Annotated in this window: 25 protein-coding genes; 7 read left to right on the top strand and 18 right to left on the bottom strand. The window is 40.8% G+C overall.

The window, feature by feature from the left end; translation table 11 throughout:
- Window positions 1-15: 15 nt before the first annotated feature.
- From WA352_RS11070 to WA352_RS11040, 7 genes are all read right to left on the bottom strand, one after another.
- Window positions 16-609: a CvpA family protein gene (locus tag WA352_RS11070; protein ID WP_004807899.1), complete on the bottom strand. Its 594-nt coding sequence runs from the start codon at window positions 607-609 to the stop codon at window positions 16-18.
- A gap of 1 nt (window position 610) precedes the next feature.
- Window positions 611-1,618, bottom strand: a complete 1,008-nt coding sequence (locus tag WA352_RS11065) for a quinone-dependent dihydroorotate dehydrogenase (protein ID WP_033134102.1) — start codon at window positions 1,616-1,618, stop codon at window positions 611-613.
- An 88-nt stretch (window positions 1,619-1,706) separates the two neighbouring features.
- Complete coding sequence (gene gspM / locus WA352_RS11060) at window positions 1,707-2,186, bottom strand: type II secretion system protein GspM (RefSeq protein WP_005189530.1); 480 nt, start codon at window positions 2,184-2,186, stop codon at window positions 1,707-1,709.
- Window positions 2,186-3,325: a type II secretion system protein GspL gene (gene gspL / locus WA352_RS11055; protein ID WP_033134079.1), complete on the bottom strand. Its 1,140-nt coding sequence runs from the start codon at window positions 3,323-3,325 to the stop codon at window positions 2,186-2,188. Before gspL ends, gspM begins: the two co-directional genes overlap by 1 nt.
- A gap of 40 nt (window positions 3,326-3,365) precedes the next feature.
- Complete coding sequence (locus WA352_RS11050; RefSeq protein WP_005189535.1) at window positions 3,366-3,821, bottom strand: SixA phosphatase family protein; 456 nt, start codon at window positions 3,819-3,821, stop codon at window positions 3,366-3,368.
- Between the two features lie 101 nt (window positions 3,822-3,922).
- Entirely contained in the window at window positions 3,923-4,996 is a 1,074-nt protein-coding gene (locus WA352_RS11045; RefSeq protein ID WP_004807911.1) for an NAD(P)H-dependent glycerol-3-phosphate dehydrogenase, read from the bottom strand.
- 47 nt (window positions 4,997-5,043) lie between these two features.
- Complete coding sequence (locus tag WA352_RS11040) at window positions 5,044-5,622, bottom strand: nitroreductase family protein (protein ID WP_005202906.1); 579 nt, start codon at window positions 5,620-5,622, stop codon at window positions 5,044-5,046.
- Between the two features lie 255 nt (window positions 5,623-5,877).
- Between WA352_RS11040 and WA352_RS11035 the strand changes: the two genes are divergently transcribed.
- A complete protein-coding gene (locus tag WA352_RS11035) occupies window positions 5,878-6,261 on the top strand; it encodes a hypothetical protein (protein WP_004807915.1) in 384 nt (127 codons plus the stop codon).
- Window positions 6,262-6,309: 48 nt separating this feature from the next.
- On the opposite strand, the gene WA352_RS11030 is transcribed toward WA352_RS11035, so the two are convergent.
- Both WA352_RS11030 and WA352_RS11025 read right to left on the bottom strand, forming a co-directional pair.
- Window positions 6,310-6,555 carry a hypothetical protein gene (locus WA352_RS11030; protein ID WP_004807917.1) on the bottom strand — a complete coding sequence of 82 codons (246 nt, stop codon included), beginning with the start codon at window positions 6,553-6,555 and terminating at the stop codon, window positions 6,310-6,312.
- Window positions 6,556-6,709: 154 nt separating this feature from the next.
- Entirely contained in the window at window positions 6,710-7,897 is a 1,188-nt protein-coding gene (locus WA352_RS11025; RefSeq protein WP_005202901.1) for a phosphoglycerate kinase, read from the bottom strand.
- A 139-nt stretch (window positions 7,898-8,036) separates the two neighbouring features.
- Here WA352_RS11025 and WA352_RS11020 point away from each other — a divergent pair, with 139 nt between their 5' ends.
- Complete coding sequence (locus WA352_RS11020; RefSeq protein WP_004653014.1) at window positions 8,037-8,420, top strand: DUF2237 family protein; 384 nt, start codon at window positions 8,037-8,039, stop codon at window positions 8,418-8,420.
- On the top strand, window positions 8,420-9,013 hold the full coding sequence (locus tag WA352_RS11015; protein ID WP_033134080.1) for a Maf family protein: 594 nt from the start codon (window positions 8,420-8,422) through the stop codon (window positions 9,011-9,013). The genes WA352_RS11020 and WA352_RS11015 overlap by 1 nt, the downstream gene beginning before the upstream one ends.
- A gap of 42 nt (window positions 9,014-9,055) precedes the next feature.
- Here WA352_RS11015 and WA352_RS11010 read toward each other — a convergent pair whose 3' ends face one another.
- Entirely contained in the window at window positions 9,056-10,546 is a 1,491-nt protein-coding gene (locus WA352_RS11010) for an MFS transporter (RefSeq protein WP_033134081.1), read from the bottom strand.
- 126 nt (window positions 10,547-10,672) lie between these two features.
- Between WA352_RS11010 and WA352_RS11005 the strand changes: the two genes are divergently transcribed.
- Together WA352_RS11005 and WA352_RS11000 are read left to right on the top strand one after the other, a co-directional pair.
- The gene (locus WA352_RS11005; RefSeq protein WP_033134082.1) at window positions 10,673-11,263 is read left to right on the top strand and encodes a TetR family transcriptional regulator; all 591 of its coding nucleotides are present in this window, start codon (window positions 10,673-10,675) and stop codon (window positions 11,261-11,263) included.
- 7 nt (window positions 11,264-11,270) lie between these two features.
- Window positions 11,271-11,789 carry a GNAT family N-acetyltransferase gene (locus tag WA352_RS11000; RefSeq protein ID WP_033134083.1) on the top strand — a complete coding sequence of 173 codons (519 nt, stop codon included), beginning with the start codon at window positions 11,271-11,273 and terminating at the stop codon, window positions 11,787-11,789.
- Here the strand turns inward: WA352_RS11000 and WA352_RS10995 are convergent.
- The 3 genes from WA352_RS10995 to WA352_RS10985 form a co-directional block, all read right to left on the bottom strand.
- On the bottom strand, window positions 11,786-13,039 hold the full coding sequence (locus tag WA352_RS10995; protein ID WP_033134084.1) for a serine hydrolase domain-containing protein: 1,254 nt from the start codon (window positions 13,037-13,039) through the stop codon (window positions 11,786-11,788). The two genes, WA352_RS11000 and WA352_RS10995, sit on opposite strands and share 4 nt — an antisense overlap.
- An 82-nt stretch (window positions 13,040-13,121) precedes the next feature.
- Window positions 13,122-13,976, bottom strand: coding sequence for a MaoC family dehydratase (locus WA352_RS10990; protein ID WP_033134085.1), 855 nt, complete (start codon window positions 13,974-13,976; stop codon window positions 13,122-13,124).
- A gap of 65 nt (window positions 13,977-14,041) precedes the next feature.
- Window positions 14,042-15,433, bottom strand: a complete 1,392-nt coding sequence (locus tag WA352_RS10985) for a 3-oxoacyl-ACP reductase (RefSeq protein WP_005189566.1) — start codon at window positions 15,431-15,433, stop codon at window positions 14,042-14,044.
- Window positions 15,434-15,656: 223 nt separating this feature from the next.
- Here WA352_RS10985 and WA352_RS10980 point away from each other — a divergent pair, with 223 nt between their 5' ends.
- Window positions 15,657-17,195 carry an acetyl-CoA C-acetyltransferase gene (locus tag WA352_RS10980; protein WP_033134086.1) on the top strand — a complete coding sequence of 513 codons (1,539 nt, stop codon included), beginning with the start codon at window positions 15,657-15,659 and terminating at the stop codon, window positions 17,193-17,195.
- A gap of 102 nt (window positions 17,196-17,297) precedes the next feature.
- Here WA352_RS10980 and WA352_RS10975 read toward each other — a convergent pair whose 3' ends face one another.
- The 4 genes from WA352_RS10975 to WA352_RS10960 form a co-directional block, all read right to left on the bottom strand.
- Window positions 17,298-17,651, bottom strand: a complete 354-nt coding sequence (locus WA352_RS10975; protein WP_005316333.1) for a hypothetical protein — start codon at window positions 17,649-17,651, stop codon at window positions 17,298-17,300.
- Between the two features lie 120 nt (window positions 17,652-17,771).
- Window positions 17,772-18,560, bottom strand: a complete 789-nt coding sequence (locus tag WA352_RS10970; RefSeq protein WP_005316336.1) for a glutathione S-transferase N-terminal domain-containing protein — start codon at window positions 18,558-18,560, stop codon at window positions 17,772-17,774.
- Between the two features lie 12 nt (window positions 18,561-18,572).
- Entirely contained in the window at window positions 18,573-19,085 is a 513-nt protein-coding gene (gene rraA, locus WA352_RS10965) for a ribonuclease E activity regulator RraA (RefSeq protein ID WP_005189586.1), read from the bottom strand.
- A gap of 12 nt (window positions 19,086-19,097) precedes the next feature.
- A complete protein-coding gene (locus WA352_RS10960; protein WP_033134087.1) occupies window positions 19,098-19,763 on the bottom strand; it encodes an NAD(P)H-binding protein in 666 nt (221 codons plus the stop codon).
- Between the two features lie 213 nt (window positions 19,764-19,976).
- On the opposite strand from WA352_RS10960, the gene rpsT reads away from it, so the two are divergent.
- Entirely contained in the window at window positions 19,977-20,243 is a 267-nt protein-coding gene (rpsT, locus tag WA352_RS10955; protein WP_004807943.1) for a 30S ribosomal protein S20, read from the top strand.
- A gap of 48 nt (window positions 20,244-20,291) precedes the next feature.
- On the opposite strand, the gene WA352_RS10950 is transcribed toward rpsT, so the two are convergent.
- Complete coding sequence (locus WA352_RS10950) at window positions 20,292-21,554, bottom strand: hypothetical protein (RefSeq protein WP_033134088.1); 1,263 nt, start codon at window positions 21,552-21,554, stop codon at window positions 20,292-20,294.
- Window positions 21,555-21,699: the final 145 nt, after the last annotated feature.

The raw sequence follows: 21,699 nt of genomic DNA, 5'->3' as shown, positions 1-21,699 counted from the left end.
GCGACAAGCTAGCGATTAATAAAAAGGATTTTTCGTCGAATGATCAGAACGCTCATCAACTGAAGCACGTTCTGACTGGTCCATTTCAGTCGAAGGGCGATGTAACAACGCGCCTTCCGATGTCATTTGATTTAAAGCTTGATTTGCTGCATCTTTGGACAATTCAGTTGCCAAAGGTGCATAAGGTAATAGAATTTGTACAAATTTAGACTGTTTCCAGTGCGGTGAACTCTCAACCCAAGGTCCTAAACCCTGCATTGCGATCAATACAATCAGTAATCCTTTGAGAGAACCAAATGCTCCACCTGCTAAACGATTTAATGGGCCCAATTTCAGACTTTTCAAGAGCCCATTCAGTAATGCGGACACAATCCATGTACACACCACAATGATCAACACAATAAAGGCAAATGCTGCGATTTTTTGCACAACAGGGTCTTGGCTTAGACTGCTCATTGCAGGTGCCAAAACCACAGCGTATTTTGCCCCAATGATCAATGCGAATATCCATCCGATCAAGTTCGCAAAGGCTTTGATAAATCCTTGACGCAAACCGTTCAGCCCTCCAATGAGCAAAATGACCAGAATGATGATATCAAGTGTGTTCATTTCACACAGTCATCGCATTAATACAATCTTTCACAAGTGTTGGGCCGGTATAAATCAACCCGCTATAAACCTGTACCAAGCTCGCTCCAGCTTGCTGTTTGGCAACCGCTTGTTCACCAGACAAAATACCACCGACACCAATCAATGGAATTTGACCCGCCAATACTTTGGCAAATTGAGCTAAACATTCGGTACTCTTTTCAAATACGGGTGCACCTGACAAACCACCTGCCTCGTTTCCATTTGGCAAGTTTTCAACACCTTCACGCCCTAGCGTGGTATTGGTTACGATTAGTCCATCAATTTTAAATTGCAATAATTGTGCTGCAATGAATTGAATATCTTCTGAAGTTAAATCTGGTGCCACTTTAAGAACGAGAGGAACATAATGATTATATTGATTTGCCAGTTCGAGTTGGCGATCTTTTAAAGTTTGTAACAACTCAGTGAGCGCATCACCACTTTGCAAACTACGTAAATTTTTTGTATTTGGCGATGAAATATTAACCGTAATATAAGAAGCGTAATTATAAACTTTTTCTAGGCAAATCAAATAGTCAGATACTGCATCTTCAACAGGTGTGTCCGCATTTTTACCGATATTGATCCCTAAAACACCTTTAAATTTTGACGCTTTTACATTTTCAATCAGTTTATCCACGCCATCATTATTAAAACCCATGCGGTTAATAATGGCTTTTGCTTGAGGGATACGAAATAAACGTGGTTGAGGATTACCTGCTTGTGGACGTGGAGTAATGGTTCCAATCTCGATAAAACCAAAACCTAATGCAGCTAAAGCATCAATATGCGCACCATTTTTATCTAAACCGGCCGCAAGACCAACAGGATTTGGAAATTCAATTCCCATACAGGTCACAGGTTTTGCCGCAACTTTCTGATGCATAAAGCCAATTTTATGGGCTTTATCGAGCATAGAGAGAGTCAGTTCATGTGCACGCTCTGGTGCTAAAGTAAACAACAAAGGGCGAGCCAATGAATATAACATACCAATCACAGTCTACTGATTTTCAAGTAGGCACATTATAGGCATAGGCGTATCAAAACGCCATGCCTGACATAGGGTTTTTAATTGCTTACTGTACTGTTGCAGTTAATTTAATCTGATTATTGTTAGAGACCATATCCATTTTTTGGATACTGATACCCATTTGAGACAACTGCATCAAAAAGTTAGCCAACACAGCATAATTCTGGTGTTCTGCAACAAGCTGAATCTGCTCACCATTTTGCTGTGAAGAAACAGCCAAACCTTGTTGTTGGGCCGTTCGTTGTATTTTATCTGCTGCAGTCAATCCCACATCATTTGCAGGCTTCATTGTCGCCGCATTACTCTGCATCCACACGGTTAGATCTTTTAATTCATTTAACCGTTTTTGTTGTTGGTCTGCCAATGCATGCGTTTTCCACAAAGCAAAACCAATCACGGTCACAATGACAAAAATGGTGGTAAAAATCACCATTACCCGTTCACGAACAGATAAGCCTTGTAGATATTCATTTAATGCTTCAATTTTCTGATCAAAGCTATTTTGTAATCGTGTTAATGCTTTCATTATTTTACTTTTACCACCCCAATTGCGCCAACCGTATCCGCCTGAACATTGCCTAATTCAGCTTGGAAACCTTGTTGGTTTAATTGTTGAGTTAATCCTTGTAAATCATCCGCAGATTTTGCTTTGAGTGACATAGCCAATACTGAAGCATCATAACTGACTTGCTGAGCAACAATCTGTTTTTGCATCAAGATTGGTCCAACACGGCTTAACAGCGAAAGTGCTTGCGTATCGCCAAGTTGGCTCATACGTAATTGGCTTTCAAACTGGCTTTTAATATTTTGTTCTGTGACACGACTATTTTCACCAAACCAAGATTTATACTGCTCAATCGCTTGGCTTGCGGTTTGATCCGCAACTTTTTTCAGTTTTGACCAACGTAAAGCATCATAACCCAATTGCACCACAATCACAGCCAAGAGGACTGCGGCTGCAGCTTTCCAATAACCAGACCAATGCACTTCTGCATTTTTTGATTTAGGTAGAACATTAAATGGATGCTGTTTAGGCCTTAACAATTGTTCAAATTGATAACTGAATTCGGTCCGCTGATCTTTACTCGATGCAGTCGCGAGGCTATCAAGTTGACTGGTATTCAGGTTGGCAAATTTATACTGTGTTTCTGCAGCCTGAAACTCTAGGAACAAACCTAAATCATCAACAGAGTTACCTGTCCATGCATTTTCTCTCACCAATAAGTGATCGTACAGGTTGAGCAACACCACTTGATTCGGTTCTGGTTCTGGTAAAATCAAAAAGTCTGGTAAAAATGCTGCTATCTGGATCGGCAAAAGACTCAGTGCATGTTGCCACGTTTCAATCGTAGATTGTGCAACACCCAAGATATTGAGTTGATCATTATGAAAATGATGTACAACCTTCATATGGTCAATCGGTAAGGTGACAAACTCTTCCAAGAGATATTTGATGCCCTCTTGCCCCAATTGTTTGTAATGCGCCTTGGTCATTGATTGTTGTAATAATTGCGCATTTCGGCTTGGAAAATAAACCACAGCCTCTTTTCCATGATGCTCTTGCAAGTCCTGAATCAACTGTTCAAGACTTTGTGCCTGCAACCAATTTTCCCCTGCCGACCAATACCATGTTCCATTGGTTTCGGGCATCCATATATACAGCATCGGTGTTCAGTACCCTTATCCTATTGCGGATATATAAAAATTATAATGTTGGTGTAAAACGATTCTTTTGTGTCGACAAACCATTCGCGATCACAGCTTGATCATAAATACGTGCTTCGGCCAATGCAAATGGATTAAAGCCTTCGTGTGTCAATTGTTCTTCAATATGTGCCACAACATTCATATGACACACCACTGCAATCGACTCATACGGTAATTTGGATAACCATTCAATCGCATCCTTGGCATCATCATCTGGCTTAATCTTATCGCAAATTAACACAGGAATGCCGTGAAAATGTGCCTTGATATGCGCCAAAGTTTCTTGAGCACGTAACAGTGGACTCACCACAAAAATCTCAGGTTGAATCACATCTTTTAAGAAATGTCCTGTTTGCTCAGCTTGTTGATGTCCACGTGGTGTAAGTGGACGCTGTATATCATTTCCATTGATGGCTGGAGATGCTTCACCGTGACGAACTAAAGTTAACTGCATAAAACGACCTTATTTTTTATAGCTGCATCATAACGCGAATAGATGACAGTTTTAATTAGGTCTGTTGATATTTCAAGCATGCATGAAATATCAACAGACCCCTAGACTTCATGATGAGGTAAAACAAATTCCACATCACTGCGATGACCATTTTTCATCAAAGACAACGCAATGGTCATTGGTGGCGCACCTTCAAAAATCACATCATACAGCGCATTGGTAATTGGCATATATACATCCAGCTCTTCCGCTTTAGTTCGCACTTGGACGATTGTATTAATCCCTTCCGCAGTTTGACCGAGCTCCTTAGTCGCTTGATCCAGTGTTTTCCCAGAACCTAATGCAAAACCAATTTGATAGTTACGACTTAATGGACTGTTACAGGTGGCAAATAAATCTCCAACACCAGACAATCCCAAAAAGGTTAATGGATTTGCACCCTGTTTCACTGCAAAACGGCTCATCTCTGCCAACGCACGAGTGAGGATCATACTTTTGGTATTTTCACCAATTTTATAAGCCCCACCCATACCCATGGCAACTGCATAAATATTTTTTAACGCACCACCCAATTCAACACCATGCACATCGTCGCTACCAAACACGCGGAATAAAGCACTATGTAAAGCATGTTGCACCGCATAACGAACTAGTTCTGACTCACTGGCGATAACCGTTCCTGAAGGCATACCCGCCATGATTTCTTTGGCAAGATTTGGACCAGATAAAACACCGTACGGCACTTCTGGCAGTTCTGTGCGAATAATATCGCTCATAAAACTAAAGGTTTTTGCTTCAATGCCTTTGGTCAATGAAACCACAGCCTGAGAAGTAATAAACGGCGCAATCTGTTTGAGTACATCACGGAATGAATGGCTTGGAATGGCAACCAAAATAATGTCACGATCACGTACAGCAAGCTCTAGGTCAGCCACTGCACGCAAAGCAGGTTCCAATGGATAATCAGGTAAATAGCGTTTATTGATATGTGTTTGATTAATTTCTTCCGCAACAGCGGCATCACGAATCCAAATCATGGTATCGCAACCATTTCTGGTCGCTAAATTTGCCATCGCTGTACCAAAACTACCACCGCCCAAGACCGTAATTCTTAATGCTGTTTTCTGATCTACGGCAACTGGCTCAACTAAATCACTAAAATTTAACTCTGTCATTTTTTATCCTGAAACGAATTTCTTTCTTTAATCATGCAAAACAAAGCTTAGGTTACTTGCCATACTTTTACAAAATCTTGACTATCTATTTCTGCTCTTGGCGCAATCGCTTTCGCTGCTGTTCCAATATAAATAATTCCAGAAATAAGATCCTGTTGTTTTAATCCCAATTGCTGTTTCAACCAATTCGATTCAACCACAGCCCCAGAACGCCACATGGTTGCAAAGCCTTGTGCTTGTAATGACAACAAGAAGTTTTGAATCGCAGCACCTGTACTTAAAATCTGTTCAAAGTGTGGAACTTTAGGATGATCTTGAATCGTGGTTAAGGCTAAAACCAACAGAGGCGCACGAAACGGATGCTGTTTCACTCGATCAAGTTGTGCAGGATCTGTCTCACCTAAATCTGCTAAAGCACTCGCTAATTGCTCACCAAAAGCCGCACGTAGTTCAGGAGTCACAATCACAAAACGAGTTGGTTTTAAACGATGATGATCAGGTGCAGTCAATGCAGCTTGCACTGCTTTTTCGAGTTGTTCTGTATTTGGTGCAGGCTCAATCAGTTGCCCAATAGATTGACGTTGATGAATATTTTGATGAATTGTCTCTATATTTGAGTCCGTCATTGAAATGAATCTAACTAACACAAGGATGGCGCTAGATTAGCATAATCTGAATGATTTCCACTATGCTTAATTCTTGCTTGTCACAGATGTCTATAATTGAATTTCGTTGGTAAATAACAAATATCATCATCGCTAAACTCATCATTCATTTGAGAAAATTTACAGAGTGTCTGCACAAACTGTACATAACCTGCAAAAGCACTCAGAAATTCTATGTTCCAATAATACAATTATGTAACGACTTGAGAACAAGTAATGAAAAAAACCTTAATCATGAGTTTAGTTGGTGGCTTGGCACTCGGATTGACAGCATGTGCATCTACACCAACCAACACGTTGGCAATTCAAAAAGAAAATAATCAGTACGAAGTCACAGGTATTGGTAAAACCAACCTGATTGCAAAAAACAATGCAGTAACTGCCGCTCAAAAAACCTGTACCCGTAACACAGCCCCAGTTGTTGTTGACGAAAAAACCGCGTACCAAGGCGTACTAAAAGGTGTGGTCGATGAACAAACAGGTAAAATGGTTGAAGCTGCAGCTGGTGTACTCGGCACACTTACGGGCAAGAATGCCTCTTTAGCTCGAGATGATGATTATCAAACCACGCTTACCTTCTACTGCAAAGCTAATTCATAAATACAAAAAAGCCGATGTAAAAACATCGGCTTTTATTTTCTAAATCACTTAGTGCGCTTCGCTCGCAGCGACTTCAGATGCTGCACCTTGTTCAGCAACATCAGTATTCTTTTCATCTAAATTCGGTTTATCAATCGCATCAATTGCAGCTTGTTGCTCTGGGGATGTCTGTGTTGATACAGCAGCAGCTGTTTGGTCTTGCTGTTCAGCATTTTTCGCTTCTTCTTTCTTTGCACATGCAGTCAGCATGATTGGAGCAATAATTAGAGCGGCAAGGGTTAATTTAAATTTCATCACGGCTTTCCACAGTTACTTGGTTAAGTTATGACAAGCATATTTCAGATATGTGACATTTTGATGACGACAACGTTGTGCAAAAGTAAAAAGAGCCGATTTAAATCGACTCTTTTAAAACTATCTCTTGATTAATCAATAAATTAAAAATTGATTAAGCACGCTCAAGTAAAACTGCAACAGCAGGTAAAGTTTTGCCTTCTACGAACTCTAAGAATGCACCGCCACCTGTTGAGATATAACCAATTTGATCAGCAACTTGATATTTATCAATCGCAGCAAGCGTATCACCACCACCTGCAATCGAGAAACCAGCAGATTCAGCAATCGCCAATGAAAGTGTTTTAGTTCCTTCACCGAATTGATCGACTTCGAAAACACCCACTGGGCCATTCCAAAGAATTGTTTTAGAAGATTTTAAGATGTCTGCAAATGCTTTAGCCGTTTCAGGACCCACATCCAAAATCATATCGGTATCAGTGACATCAGCCACGTTTTTCACAACAGCTTGTGCACTTGCCAATGAACCAAGGAAATCTTCAAAGTTGATTTGGCTTGCATCTGCAACCACAACATCTGTAGGTAATGGAACACTCACTTTTGCTGCAATTTGTTTTGCAGTTTCAACCAAATCCGCTTCGTAAAGTGATTTACCAACATTAAAACCAGCTGCAGCCAAGAAGGTATTGGCAATACCACCACCCACGATCAATTGATCACAGATGGTAGACAATGAAGTCAACACATCAAGTTTAGTTGATACTTTAGAGCCTGCAACAATCGCAACCATTGGTTTTTCTGGTGTTTGCATTGCACGGCCAAGCGCATCTAACTCAGCTGCCAATAAAGGACCCGCAGCTGCGATTGGCGCAAAACGTGCTGCACCTTCAGTTGATGCTTCTGCACGGTGCGCCGTACCGAATGCATCCATGACGAATACGTCGCATAATGCAGCGTATTTCTTCGCAAGTTCTTGGTTATTTTTCTTTTCGCCGTGGTTGAAACGAACGTTTTCAAGTAACACAACTTGACCCGCAGCCACTTCAACGCCATCTAAATAATCTGTGAATAATTTAACATCTTGACCCAACGCTTTGCTTAAGTAAGCAGCAACTGGTGCAAGTGATTGTTCTGGTTTTGGCTCACCTTCTACAGGACGACCAAGATGAGAAAATACCATCACTGCCGCGCCTTTTTCTAAAGCCGCTTTAATAGTTGGCAATGCAGCACGTAAACGTGCATCACTGGTAATTTCCCCATTTTTTACAGGAACGTTTAAGTCTTCACGAATAAGAACTCGTTTACCTGCTAAATCAAGATCAGTCATGCGCTGAAAATTCATGGATGGCTCTCTAGTTGATTTTAAAAACGGCGTAATTTTAAATGATTCTCTGAAATAAAGGTGAGTTTTTTTGCAGAAAAGCTGCCGAAAGCTTCAGTTTTGATTATGATAATCACCGTCACTAAATCTTTCTATTATTATGTCAATTCATCCAGATCCAAAAATTAATCGTTTAAACGTGCTTGGCGAACCTTTAGCCAGCTGTTGTTATGACCCGATCACTGGGTATTTTCGTAATGGCTTTTGCCACACGGCGGTCACCGATTTAGGTCAGCATACAATGTGTGCACAAATGACTTCTGAATTTCTAAATTTCTCGCAAAAAGTCGGCAATGATCTCATTACACCGTTACCCGAAGTCGGCTTCCCTGGTCTTAAACCAGGTGACTTCTGGTGTATCTGTGTGACGCGTTGGGTCGAAGCTTATCAAGCAGGACAAGCACCACCGATTAAGTTGAATGCTTGCCATAATGCCGTACTGCATTATGTTCCCTTGAATATCCTTGTGGAATACGCGGTGTAATGAACCAACATGAATTGATTTTGGCGTCCAGCAGTCAAACCCGTAAAGATCTGATGGATCGTTTAAGGTTGAATTATCGCTGTATTTCCCCTGATGTTGATGAATCTGCATCAGGGGAAATACATGCCGATGATTTGGCTAAACGTCTTGCTTTTGAGAAAGCGGGGGTGATTGCTCAGCAACATCCTGATGCCATTGTGATTGGTTCAGATCAGGTGGCTTGGCGCGAACATGCTCCTTATGACTTTATAGGTAAACCCTTAAGCGTTGAAAATGCCATTCAACAATTGCAGGCAAACTCAGGTCAGACGGTCTTTTTCAGTACCGCGATCAGCGTCCAACATTTGCAATCTGGCTTTGAAACCACACTGGTCGAACATTACCAAGTTAAGTTTCGTCAGCTGACATTACCAGAAATTGAGCGTTATATTGAAATTGACCAGCCCTTGCATTGTGCGGGTAGTTTTAAATGTGAAAGCTTGGGGATTAGCTTATTTGAAAAAATGGTGGGCGATGATCAAACCACCTTGATGGGCTTACCCATGATTCAACTGTGTAAGATCTTGCGTCAGTTTGAAATAAGTATTCCTTAAAAAATGCCCTGACCTAAACTCAATTTAGATCAGGGTCAATCATTATTCCTCGACCACAGTGACTCTTTTTGGCAATGCGAACCAAATAAAAATCGACAAGATCAAGAACAACAAGGCAGCCACGTTCAACACGGAACGATGCGACTGGCTAAAGGCCTGCTTAGCAGCTGCAATGACATGTTCAGCAATCATTGGCTGTAATTGCTTAGCGGCTTGAACGGCCTCACCAATCGAACTACTCACCTGTTCAATGATGTTATGTGGTACATCGGCTGGAACCACAATCGAGTTGGCATAGAACCATGACAACATCAGACCGAAAAAGGCAATGCCTAGACCAGCTCCCAGCTCATATGCCATCCCTTCAATTGCCCCTGCTGCGGTCGCCTTACTTGGCGGTACTGAAGACATAATTGCAGAGGTTGACGCCAGTAAAGCAATTTCCACACTTAAACCTAATAACACCATCCATGCCCATGCGTGGATTTGTGCTTGCATCAAATTGGTATTGGCCAAGCCCCATAAACTTAAAGCACTCATCAACATACCCAGCGATGCAACTGAACGCAGACCGAAACGGTTGACCAGCATACTGGCAATTGGACCGCCTAAACTGATCGCAATCATAAACGGTAAAATAAATGCCCCAGCAGCCAACGGTGAGAGTTGGTAAACAAATTGCAATTCCTGAGAAATCAGCAACTCGAATCCAACCAAAGCCATCATTGATACAATTGCCATCACCACACCTGTCGCAATCACAGGATGTTTGAATAATTGAATATCAATCATTGGAGACGTTGATGTGAGTTGTGTACGAATAAAGCCTACCAACAAACTAAAACCAACTGCGAATATCAGAACTGACCAGATACTAAAGCCGTGCATGACAGTTTTAATCGCATAGATCATGCTCAGGATAGCAACCACCAATACAATGGCCTGTAATAAGTTAAGATTTTGCTTTGGTTGCCCTGCCTGCTTTGGAATCACAAAGACCGTTAAAGCAAGTACAGCAATCATAATCGGAACATTGATCAGGAACACTGAGCCCCAATGAAAATGCTCAAGCAAAAAACCACCAAGCAATGGGCCAAAGGCTGCACCACCACCACCGACAGTTGCCCAAACACCTAAAGCAAAGTTACGCTGTTTTTCATCAAGGAAAGTATTACGAACCGCAGATAAAGTGGCAGGCAAAATCATGGCTGCACCAACAGCCAATAAAGCACGAGAACTAATTAATGCATATGCAGTAGAAGAAAAGGCTGCGGCCAATGATGCTAGACCAAATAAGATACCACCAATAATCATCAGCTTTTTAAAGCCAATACGGTCTCCCAAGGCACCCATTGGCAGAATCAGACCTGCCATGACCAAGGAATAAATATCAATAATCCACAGCAATTCATTTGCGGATAATGAAAGTGACTCACTCAATGTCGGTGTTGCCACATGTAAAACGGTTGCATCAATTGATACAGGAAGATAAATCAGTACAACGATTGCAAGAATTAACCACTTGCGTGACATAAATGCCTCTAAATTGGACAATTGTTCAAGTTGGCGTTATTATAACCAAAATTGAACACTTGTCCAACTTTTAAAGTTGAGTTAATTTGTCTCTGATTTGTATGTACTCATAGGTGCTAAAAAAGAATGGCTTATTTAAACCGCGAACAACGTCGTGAAATGATTTTACAAGCTGCGATGCAGGTCGCATTAAACGAAGGTTTTTCTGCAATGACAGTTCGTCGTATCGCCACTGAAGCCCAAACATCTACAGGACAAGTACACCACCACTTTGCTTCCAGCTCACATTTAAAAGCAGAAGCCTTTATCAAATTGATGCAACAACTAGACGAAATTGAAAATCAAGTCAACACAGCCAACGCTTTACAGCGCCTTTCCCTGTTACTCGGTTGCGAAAATATTGAGCAAATCCAACCTTATTTAAGATTATGGAATGAAGCTGAAGTCCTTATTGATCAAGATGAAGAAATAAAACGGGCCTATAATATTGCCATGCAAGACTGGCATCGTTCAATTGTACGGATGATCAATGAAGGTCAAGCATTAGGTGAATTTCATTTTGAGACCAATAGCGATGACATCGCATGGCGACTAATTGCATTTGTCTGTGGCCTAGAAGGGATTTACAAACTGGGGTTGATTGGCTTAAATGAAAACGATTTTAAACGCCACACCGAAGCCATTATTCAAGCAGAATTATTTAAGAAATCAAAATGAGTAAACAATGAAACGAGCACTCTTACAAACGGCAAGACTCGATTTATTTGTATTTAAAATGGATGATCTTGTTGATATCTACCCTTGTGTGACAGCAACATTAACCCGTTATATGGCTTGGGAACCTGCTCAAAACTTCGCAGCTCAAGAAAAAATTGGGCAACAATGGCTGATCGCCGAAACAAACCATACCGATCGCCATTTTGTATTACGTCGTAAACAAGATCAGCTGTTTATTGGTCTCATCGGTGTGCATCGAATGCATACAGCAACACCTGAACTGGGATTATGGATTCGGGAAGATTGCCACAATCAAGGCTTTGCCAAAGAAGCAATTTTAGAAGTATTCCGTTGGGCCTCTACTCACATATCCGCCCAATATTTCCTATACCCTGTTGCAGTGGATAATCAACCAAGTCGTAAACTGGCTGAAATGTTAGGTGGAACTATTGCTGCATACAAGACTGAAAGCAAATATGATGCAGTGATTTACCACATTCCACCCTATCAAATTAAGGTAAATTAAAACCAGCCTTTTCGACCTGTTAATATTTCATCTGCACAGCGGAGCGCTTCTTGGCTCAAGCCCCATAGACGATAGTCCCCTGTTGCCGAGGTAATATTAAAATTATGGGTATAAGCAAAACTGAGTTCACGATCAAAATCACACCATGCTCCTGAGCCATTAAAGCCAACATGTCCAAAGCCATGCGGTGCTCGTTTACCCATCGTTAAAATACGGTGATAACCCAAACGCCAATGCATTGGAATCGGCATCACGCGATCACGTGCTTTGCTTTGTACCGTACTGAGTTGCTTAAACACTTCTGGGCGAATCAGTTGTTGCCCCTGCCATTGCCCTTGATTGGCTAGCATTGCATAGACTTTTGCCAAACTATCGGCAGTAAATACACCATTAGCCGCAGGAATAACAGCTTGCAAACCTTCATCACTATAGAAGCTAAAGTGACGCATGCCTTTTGGAATCATGGCATCTTGGAAATCTTGTGGATTTTGCCCAGAGAACTCCAATAAGCGTTCTGATAAGGATGCTTTACGTGGTTGACTGTTTTTATTTTGTTGCGGTTTAGCTTGAGATGCCGTTTTCGGTTTTTCCAATAAACGTGCAACACGATTTAATTCTGATGTTGGCGTCCCAAAATACGCACCATCCAGTTCAAGCGGTTGTACCAGATAACGTTGCATCAGCCAACTTAAGGGTTGCTTGGCTGCTTTCTCAAGCACACCACCCAAAATCCAGCCATAGGTCAAAGGCTGATAGGCAAAACTTTGTCCAGCAGCAAAACGTGGTATCGCCGCGGCAATCACATCCAGCATATGCGACCAATCCAGCATTTCCGTTGCTGTTTCAATGGTATTTCGAATGTCAAATAAACCGCTTTGATGTGATAAAACATGACGTAAAGTAATATTGGCTTTACCATTTTGAGCGAACTCAGGCCAATAATGTGCAATCGGTTGCTCATAATCCAGCACACCTTCACTCACTAAAATATGTGCAAGTGTCGCTAGAATGCCTTTCCCCGTTGAATAACACATGGCTAAAGTATTGGATTGCCAATCTTCTTCTTGAGATTTCTTACCCGTATAAATATCAACAACTTTTTGACCTTGGAAATAAACCACCAATGCAGCGCCACCTTGCTGGGTTCGTGTATCTTGTAGACGGCTAAATTGGCTCGCCAAATCAATAAAGCGTTCATCAACACTGCCGTGATAATGATGTGTATCGGCAAATAAAAGTTCTTTAATCAAAGCTCAAATCCTTATGATATTTATACTTGTTAGCAGATCCCTGTTGCGAACAACAGGGAGCATTTACACGACATGATCGTAATTAAAGTGCTTTCACTGTACCCGCAACATGTGGCTTTTTAGATTTCACATTACGAATCAAGAAATCTGTTTGTTTTGGCTCGGCTGCAGTTAAAAACTCCACCGTAGAAGGTAAGAACATTGGTAGTTTGAACCAAACATCTGCCTCATAAGCCGCAGGTAATTCGATACTTGCCAAAGCTTTAGCTTTACTCCACATCCCATGTGCAATCGCTTGTTTAAAGCCAAACGCTTTTGCAGTCACAGCATGGATATGAATCAAGTTAAAGTCACCCGAAATCACGGCATAACGACGGCCGGTATTTTCAGAAATATTCCATTCTGCTTGTGGTTGGTAAGCAGGTTCTTTCACTTCTTTGGCTTTTTCAACTGCTTTTTTCTCAGTTTTTTGGCGTGATAAATAAGTGGTTAAACTTTCCATCACCACTTCACCACCGACTTTCGCAGTCGTGATGAAATCAAACTGTAAACCTTTGTCATGCGGTTTTAGCTCACCAAACTTGCACGATAAAGTAATTTGCTCATTCACACCAATTTTGCGAGTTTGTTTGATCTGATTACGAATATGCACCAAACCCAAGATCGGGAATGGAAATGCTTCACTGGTCATCATGTGCATTTGCAGACTTTGCGACAAAACTGCCAAATAGATTGCTGGCACGAAACCATCATTTTTAAAACCACAAATCTCGTTATAGCTTTCTAAATGTTTGCTATCAATCTTAAGTGTATCCACCACATACTCAACTTGTGGCAGAACCTTTTCACCTTTTGGTTTTTTGAAAATGAGACCTTGAATGACTTTTGGATAAGCTAAATAAGGTTTTGGCAACTGACTAAAATGACGTGTATTCATAATAAACCTTTCAATATTTTTATAAAAAAGGGATGCACAAGCACCCCTCTTCAAAACCCTAATGCTTAGGCACCTAACAAGCTTTGACCGCAGACGCGAACAACGTTACCTGTTACACCTGTTGAACCAGTAGACGCATACCAAGCAATTGCTTCAGCCACATCTACAGGTAAGCCACCTTGGTTCATCGAGTTCATACGACGACCTGCTTCACGAATTGCGAACGGAATCGCGGCAGTCATTTGTGTTTCGATAAAACCTGGTGCAACCGCATTGATGGTAATACCATTCTTTAATGTCGGCGCAGTAAATTTAACCAAACCAATTACACCTGCTTTCGACACAGCATAGTTAGTTTGACCAAGGTTACCTGCGATACCACTAATTGATGATACACAAACGATACGACCATTTGCATTTAAACCATCATGAGATAGTAAGTAATCGTTAACACGCTCAATTGCAGACAAGTTAATATTGATTACAAGATCCCAAAGCTCAGGCTTCATATTTGCCAAAGTTTTGTCACGGGTAATTCCAGCGTTATGAACAATAACGTCTACGCCGCCTTGTTTTGCAGCAGCAGTTTTAATTTTCTCACCCGCATCAGCAGCAGTGATGTCGATTGCCAATACTGAACCACCTATTGAACCCGCAACACGCTCAAGATCAGCTTGTTGTTGTGGAACGTCTAAACAAATGACATGTGCACCATCACGCGCCAATACATGCGCAATCGCTTCACCAATACCACGGCTCGCACCAGTGACTAATGCTGTTTTACCCGCAAGTGGTTTCGCCCAATCTAAATCAACCACATCTGCTTTAGACACACGGATCACTTGACCAGATACATAAGCAGAACGTGGTGAAATCAAGAAACGTAAAGTTGATTCAAGGTTTGCTTCTGCGCCTTGGTCGACATAGACCACTTGTGCAGTAATACCCTTTTTGAATTCTTTACCAACAGATTTGATAAAACCTTCAAGCGCACGTTGTGCAATCGCTTGTTTTACTGTTTTTGCAGTCTCAGGTGTAGTACCAATCACGATCACACGACCTGAACTTGAGATTTGACGTGCGATTGGATTGAAGAAGTCGTATAACGCTTTTAATTGTTCTGAATCTTGAATGCCAGACGCATCAAATACAACCGCTTTAAATTTAGATTCTTTGTCATCTGCATTAAGAGGACGAAGATTTAAACCTACTTTTGCAGCAGTTTGTTGTAATTCGACATTATTGCCCACATAGCTATCTGCATGAATGTTGCTAAGAACTTGAGCAATCGCAGCAGAAACCGTGCTTGATGGTGCTGCGCCAAGCAATACTGCACCATTTACAACTGGTTGAGCACTTTCAAAACGATCTAGCGCAACTGGCGATGGTAAACCTAGATTTTTTACGACAAACTTACCTAGAGGTGATTGTGTAAATGCTTGGTACTGATCGGTCATGGTTATTATCTCTCATACAAATGAATTTGTTACAAACACATGAATCATGTTGGGATATGGCATGAAATCAATGTCTGATTGACTCATAACAAATCATACTTGAGTTCATGTCTAGATGTCTTGACCTGAATGTGGTCTCAAGCGTCATTCTAGTCAATACAGCAGTATTTGAAATATGGTATGTTTGTAGCAAGAATATCGCAATTATGCTTGGAAAAGCCTTATGAGCAAAACAACTCAAGAAAATCCAGCAGTCGAGACTTCCGCTCAAGAGACTGTGTCAAATACATCAAAAGCAGCTTCAACTTCGCGTAAAACTGCAAGCACAACTCCGAAAGCGACAACGACGACACCTAAAACAACGCGTGCTCGCTCTACAACACGTAGTGCGGGGACTACAAAAAGCACTGCTGCATCATCTACTACGACGAAAGCAGCTACAGCTAAAACAACCAAACCTTCTGTTCAACAGGATAAAACCATGAGCCAAAACACTGTGCGCCGTGTTGCCATTATCGGCGGTAACCGTATTCCTTTCGCTCGCTCTAACGGCGCTTATTTCACAGCTTCTAACATCGACATGTTTACAGCTGCGTTAAACGGTTTGGTTGAGCGCTTCAACCTACAAGGTCAACGCCTAGGTGAAGTGGTTGCTGGTGCAGTATTAAAGCACAGCCGTGATTTCAACATGACTCGTGAGTGTGTTTTAAATACTCAACTTGCACCAGAAACGCCTGCATATGACATTCAACAAGCATGTGGTACAGGTTTACAAGCAGCATTTCTTGTAGCAAACAAAATTGCTTTAGGTCAAATCGAAGTGGGTATCGCAGGTGGTGTGGATACCACTTCTGATGCACCAATCGCTTTCGGTGATGGCTTACGTAAAGCATTATTAGAGCTTAACATTGCTAAAACTGGTAAAGACCGTTTAAAAGCTCTAGCAAAAATTAATGTTAAAGATCTTATGGATGCACCTAAAAATGGTGAGCCACGTACGGGTTTATCTATGGGTGACCACCAAGCAATCACTGCACTTGAGTGGGGTATTCCACGTGAAGAACAAGACATTCTTGCTGCTTCTTCTCACCAAAAAATGGCAAAAGCATATGAAGAAGGTTTCTTCGATGACTTAATTACACCATTCTTGGGTTTAAATCGTGACAACAACTTACGTGCTGACTCGACTGCTGAGAAATTAGCAAAATTAAAACCAGTCTTTGGTAAAGGCGAAGCTGCAACCATGACAGCGGGTAACTCGACTCCACTGACTGATGGTGCTTCATGTGTACTTTTAGCGTCTGAAGAATGGGCGAAAGCAAATGGTCACGAAGTACTTGCTTACTTAACTTTCTCTGAAACTGCCGCAGTTGATTTCGTTGGTAAGAAAGAAGGTTTATTGATGGCGCCTGCTTATGCAGTTCCGCGTATGCTTGAGCGTGCTGGCCTTAAACTTCAAGATTTCGACTACTATGAAATCCACGAAGCATTTGCATCACAAGTTCTTTCTACCTTGAAAGCTTGGGAAGATGAAAAATTCTGTAAAGAGCGTTTAGGTTTAGATGCACCTTTAGGTTCAATTGATCGTAGCAAGCTCAACATCAAAGGTTCTTCTTTAGCTGCGGGTCACCCATTCGCTGCTACAGGTGGTCGTATCATCGCGACTGCTGCGAAAATCTTAAATGAAAAAGGTTCAGGTCGTATTCTTGTTTCGATCTGTGCTGCTGGTGGTCAAGGTGTAACGGCGATTATTGAAAAATAATCTCCGACCTGATCAAAAAAAGGGATTAAGTCTTTAGATTTATTCCCTTTTTTACATTTAAAACCACAAAAAAACCACCCATCTGAATTTAAACTTTCATTACTATCTCGCCCGCTTAAACTTCACATAATAGTCGTTTAACACTTTAATCGCTTGCTTCAACTCTTTTAAATTTTCTTCTGTATTTCCTAATCGCTCAACAAAGCGTTGTGAATGAATTTCCAAATCGATCTTTTCATTAATTTGCGGTGCAATCCGAAATAGCTTTTCTAAATCATCAAATCGATCTAATTTTCGATTAGAAAAATATTCCAAACGAATGCTCAAGCTATTTAACACCACACCATTTAGAATCGTGCCCTGCTCTGCATCAAATGCTAAAGCATGTTCTTTTAAAAATAACTGCTCAGGTGTCTCTTTAGAACTTTTGAATAGGCTGCTCAGCTGGCTTAACATCGATCAATCACTTCACTCTACTTTTCACTGGTATTAAACCGCTAAAACGACCAATCAAGCAACATTCACATCACAACCACCTATAAAAAAAGCATCTTCTACAAGATGCTTTCTCAACATTTATTTTCCATACTGCGTTTTTAAATATTCAACAATCTTGGCAGATTCAAACATTTTTACGCCAGTATTCGGATCAACCAAATACGGAACCTGAATATCTCTCCCCATCACTTCTACAACCTTTTCGCGTTTGCCATTAGGCAATGGAATATATTTTCCAGGTTTTAAACGCAAAGCTGCTGGTCCCATGTCCTGCCAACGTTCTTTTGAGACATTATGCAAAATATAAGGCAGTTCTAATTCAGTCAAAACTTCACGTACCAAACGAGTATAAGGACTGGCCTCGAAGCTCCACAGCTCCAATAATTCAGCTGGTGCTGGACGATCAACAATCTGCTGGTTAATCCATACACCACGCGCTGCATTAGCAACTGTTGCTAAAGTAGAGACATAAGGCAGTTTTGGGTAATGACTAAATTTCTTCGGTGTCTTCCCACTGTTCCCATAATGTTTAAACAAGTGATGAATAATTTGTTGTGACTCATATAATTGGTCACCTGTATTTTCATCAATCAAGAATGGAAATTGGCGTTTCCCACCTTTTGCTTTGACGATTTGGCGGTACTTTTGACCACCTTTAGGACATGGATAAATTTCTACATCCAAATTCAACAAGGTGATGACTTCGCGGACACGACGACAAAATGGAGAACCTTCGAATTCATAGAGCTTAAGTGCTTTTGCAGGTTGATTTGGAAATGGTGTACCAGAGACACCTCTCCCACCTTCAATCACACTTGCCACCACAGATTGTAAAACCTTGAATTGATGGTTCACCATTTTCAACATAACGCTATCCTTTTAGCAATCGACTAGTTTTTCTTTTGCAATCACAATACCGTTATTATCTGCATAGAGATAATCACCAGAATTGATCGTCACACTGCCAAAATACAATGTGATATCAACTTCACCTATGCCTTTACGATTACTTTTTTGCGGGATTGCAGCCAATGCATGTACGCCTAAATCCAATTCTGCAATCGCATCGACATCACGTACGCAACCATAGATCACCACGCCATTCCAGTGATGCTTTACCGCAGACTCCGCAATCAAATCTCCCATCAATGCACAACGCATTGAAGCACCACCATCAACAACCAAGACTTTGCCAGTACCATCAGTTGCCAAAAGTTCTTTCACACGGGAGTTATCTTCAAAACACTTTACAGTAACCACTTGCCCACCAAAGGTCTTACGCGCACCATAACTTTTAAAGAATTTACCATCGAGTGAGGGTATTACCACTTGTAGGTCTTTTTCAGGATTATCATCTAACAAATCACACGTTACGAAAGGGATCGTTGTCACTGAAATTCTCCATTATTTGCTTTGTTGTATGCTTAAATTGTCATAGAGTTTGAATGCAGCTGTCTGCGTTTGTGCCGCAAGCAACATAGTATGCGCCAATTGCTCAGCCATTACAGGTTTAAGTTTAAACGGTCTGGTCCATGTCTTTTCAACGAGCTTAAAAATCGTTTGAGCCATATCTTCCAAGACCCGCACTTCACTTCGTTTACCAATTAATAGTGACGGCTGGAAGATCGATAGCTTATAAATTGACAAGCTTTTGAGGTAGTTTTCCAACTCACCTTTTACTTTATTATAGAAAACTGGTGAATTAGCATTCGCTCCCAACGCACTGACCATTAATAAATGAATATTTTTATCCTGAACTAAATCAGCAAAATGGGCATTAATTTCATAGTCAATCGCGTAAAATGCTTCTTTCGATCCTGCTTGTTTTATGGTGCTTCCCAAGCAGCTGAATGCATGCGTATAAGCACTAACATCCTCATCATTGAGTAATAAGAAATCTTCTAAAACAAGCTGATTAACTTTACTGTAAGTTTTTAATGTATCTGATTTTTTTCTGACAACAACGGTAATCGCATTGAAGTCATCCGAATGTTGTAACTCATCAATGAGTGCTTGACCAACCAAACCTGTAGCACCAATGACGATTGCCTTTTTATCACCTATTTTCATTTTTATTTATTCCAATCAATATCTAAGGCTAATGTAACGTTTTCTTGCACAGTTTTCACCTGTTAAATGTACTTAAAAGTATCACAAGACTTGACTTCGCGGCTTAGTTTCCTCAAAATATGGCACTTGTTTACGGGCTGGTGAATGTTGCTAATGTTTTATTGGTTTTAACTTCAGCCCGCCCAGACCAACTTATTTTCAAGGAGTGCACGAGTGGCAAACTCTGCTCAAGCTAAAAAACGTGCTCGTCAAAACGTTAAAGCACGTAAACACAACGCAAGCTTACGTTCTATGGTTCGTACTTACATCAAACGTACTGTAAATGCGATCGCTGCTGGTGATTATGCTGTTGCTACAGAAGCTTATAAAACAGCTGTACCTGTAATCGACCGTATGGCTGATAAAGGCATCATCCACAAAAATAAAGCTGCTCGTCATAAGAGCCGCTTGAACGCTCAAGTTAAAGCATTAGCTAACTAATTTGATGCACATAAAAAAGCCCGAATTTTTCGGGCTTTTTTATTGCCATTAATTTTTCACATAAGGCTGTAAGCCCGTTCCCGCCTCTGTCACGATCTTGAGCAGCTTTTGGCATAATATATAACTCTCCTCCAACAAACCCAAATCGCTCGCTCGAGCATTGCTCTGCATCAACAAAGCCTTATGCTGTTGATAGCGTTCTTGCAAATACAACTGATCTTGGCTTAATGCAATCATCATCAACTCAAAGCGAAAATCCAAATCGATTTTAATATCTACTGGCATATCACCGTAAGCCCATGCCTGTAATACTTCTAACCGACCTTGCCCTAGATTTGAAAAAATAAAATTGATATAAGCATCTAAGTTAGTAAAGAAATCCTGAATATCTGTTTGTGTATCCCAGCGCCCCATCAACGCAAAACTCGGTTCTACATTATTTTTTTGCCCCGTATTTTTATGCACATCTATTGAACGTAGACGAAAAATCAGGCGTTCAGGCAACTGCTCTTGCAATTGATCAGGAATAAAACGATCCGTAAAATCCATCGCAAAAGACAGCATTGGACTGACTGTTAATTTCCTAAGCACCATTTTCAACTGATAGAAAATACCAAGCTGCTTTTGGGTCAGTAAAAAGCATCGATATCCTGCATCCAACGCCAATTCAGGCCGTCCAATATTGCCCCAATTTGAAATAAAATCATGTGCAACATTAAATACATCCAACTTTAAATGCTGGGCATAACTTTGCTGCTCAAACCATTGACTAATCAATTGTTCCGCTTCAGGCATGCTTTGTGGTATTTGAAAATGATTTAATTGCTTTTTAGGCTCAGAAATTGGTTCAGTCACTTTGATTTTTAAAGGTTCTAACAAATATGGCTGCAACATATTTGAAACCGCATTTTCAGGGGATTGTAACTCACCCACTCCCCACACATTATAATTTGACTCATAGAAGCCAATTCCTGTTTCATGCGCGGCCTCATAAAAGACCCGATAGACCGCATCATTTTGTGCTTCATTTGCTAGAACATCTACTTGCACACTGGCACATAACCCTTGAGCGAACTTAGTCTTAATCCCTTGCACCCATTGTTGCGTCTGTTCAGAAAAATAAGATTGGTATTGCGGATCACAAATCTTGTTGCTAAATAAGTTCAACCATGCTTGCAAAGTTCTACCATGACTAGAGATATGGCGATATTGTTGATGCAGTTCAAAAGCAACTTGATGTGAATCATCTTCCGAAGGGACTTTACCTGTAAAAACCTCAGGCTCCCATAAGTAAATCGTGTTTAATAACATCTTTTTATCCAATTATGCGTCAAGTTTCTCTTTTTATAAGCCTATCATGACGAAAATTTCTACATTTTAAAAGTGCACTTTTATTATTTTTTTCAACTTTCTAAGAAAATACTCTGCATAAAAAAATATGAAGTCCCGAAGGACT

The sequence above is a fragment of the Acinetobacter sp. 102 genome (genome assembly GCF_037028485.1).
Classification (GTDB): domain Bacteria; phylum Pseudomonadota; class Gammaproteobacteria; order Pseudomonadales; family Moraxellaceae; genus Acinetobacter; species Acinetobacter higginsii.
This window is presented reverse-complemented; position numbering and strand designations above follow the sequence as displayed.

What these genes read in the sequence shown, in the direction of transcription:
- WA352_RS11045 (WP_004807911.1), bottom strand. Translation starts at nt 4,996, where the DNA reads ATGACAGAGTTAAATTTTAGTGATTTAGTTGAGCCAGTTGCCGTAGAT.
- WA352_RS10970 (WP_005316336.1), bottom strand. Translation starts at nt 18,560, where the DNA reads ATGTTGAAAATGGTGAACCATCAATTCAAGGTTTTACAATCTGTGGTG.
- WA352_RS11015 (WP_033134080.1), top strand. Translation starts at nt 8,420, where the DNA reads ATGAACCAACATGAATTGATTTTGGCGTCCAGCAGTCAAACCCGTAAA.
- WA352_RS11025 (WP_005202901.1), bottom strand. Translation starts at nt 7,897, where the DNA reads ATGAATTTTCAGCGCATGACTGATCTTGATTTAGCAGGTAAACGAGTT.
- WA352_RS10980 (WP_033134086.1), top strand. Translation starts at nt 15,657, where the DNA reads ATGAGCAAAACAACTCAAGAAAATCCAGCAGTCGAGACTTCCGCTCAA.
- gspL (WP_033134079.1), bottom strand. Translation starts at nt 3,325, where the DNA reads ATGCTGTATATATGGATGCCCGAAACCAATGGAACATGGTATTGGTCG.
- WA352_RS11050 (WP_005189535.1), bottom strand. Translation starts at nt 3,821, where the DNA reads ATGCAGTTAACTTTAGTTCGTCACGGTGAAGCATCTCCAGCCATCAAT.
- gspM (WP_005189530.1), bottom strand. Translation starts at nt 2,186, where the DNA reads ATGAAAGCATTAACACGATTACAAAATAGCTTTGATCAGAAAATTGAA.
- WA352_RS11070 (WP_004807899.1), bottom strand. Translation starts at nt 609, where the DNA reads ATGAACACACTTGATATCATCATTCTGGTCATTTTGCTCATTGGAGGG.
- WA352_RS10975 (WP_005316333.1), bottom strand. Translation starts at nt 17,651, where the DNA reads ATGTTAAGCCAGCTGAGCAGCCTATTCAAAAGTTCTAAAGAGACACCT.
- WA352_RS10985 (WP_005189566.1), bottom strand. Translation starts at nt 15,433, where the DNA reads ATGACCGATCAGTACCAAGCATTTACACAATCACCTCTAGGTAAGTTT.
- WA352_RS11065 (WP_033134102.1), bottom strand. Translation starts at nt 1,618, where the DNA reads ATGTTATATTCATTGGCTCGCCCTTTGTTGTTTACTTTAGCACCAGAG.
- WA352_RS11030 (WP_004807917.1), bottom strand. Translation starts at nt 6,555, where the DNA reads ATGAAATTTAAATTAACCCTTGCCGCTCTAATTATTGCTCCAATCATG.
- WA352_RS11040 (WP_005202906.1), bottom strand. Translation starts at nt 5,622, where the DNA reads ATGACGGACTCAAATATAGAGACAATTCATCAAAATATTCATCAACGT.
- WA352_RS10950 (WP_033134088.1), bottom strand. Translation starts at nt 21,554, where the DNA reads ATGTTATTAAACACGATTTACTTATGGGAGCCTGAGGTTTTTACAGGT.
- WA352_RS11020 (WP_004653014.1), top strand. Translation starts at nt 8,037, where the DNA reads ATGTCAATTCATCCAGATCCAAAAATTAATCGTTTAAACGTGCTTGGC.
- WA352_RS10990 (WP_033134085.1), bottom strand. Translation starts at nt 13,976, where the DNA reads ATGAATACACGTCATTTTAGTCAGTTGCCAAAACCTTATTTAGCTTAT.
- WA352_RS11005 (WP_033134082.1), top strand. Translation starts at nt 10,673, where the DNA reads ATGGCTTATTTAAACCGCGAACAACGTCGTGAAATGATTTTACAAGCT.
- WA352_RS11035 (WP_004807915.1), top strand. Translation starts at nt 5,878, where the DNA reads ATGAAAAAAACCTTAATCATGAGTTTAGTTGGTGGCTTGGCACTCGGA.
- WA352_RS11000 (WP_033134083.1), top strand. Translation starts at nt 11,271, where the DNA reads ATGAAACGAGCACTCTTACAAACGGCAAGACTCGATTTATTTGTATTT.
- WA352_RS10960 (WP_033134087.1), bottom strand. Translation starts at nt 19,763, where the DNA reads ATGAAAATAGGTGATAAAAAGGCAATCGTCATTGGTGCTACAGGTTTG.
- WA352_RS11010 (WP_033134081.1), bottom strand. Translation starts at nt 10,546, where the DNA reads ATGTCACGCAAGTGGTTAATTCTTGCAATCGTTGTACTGATTTATCTT.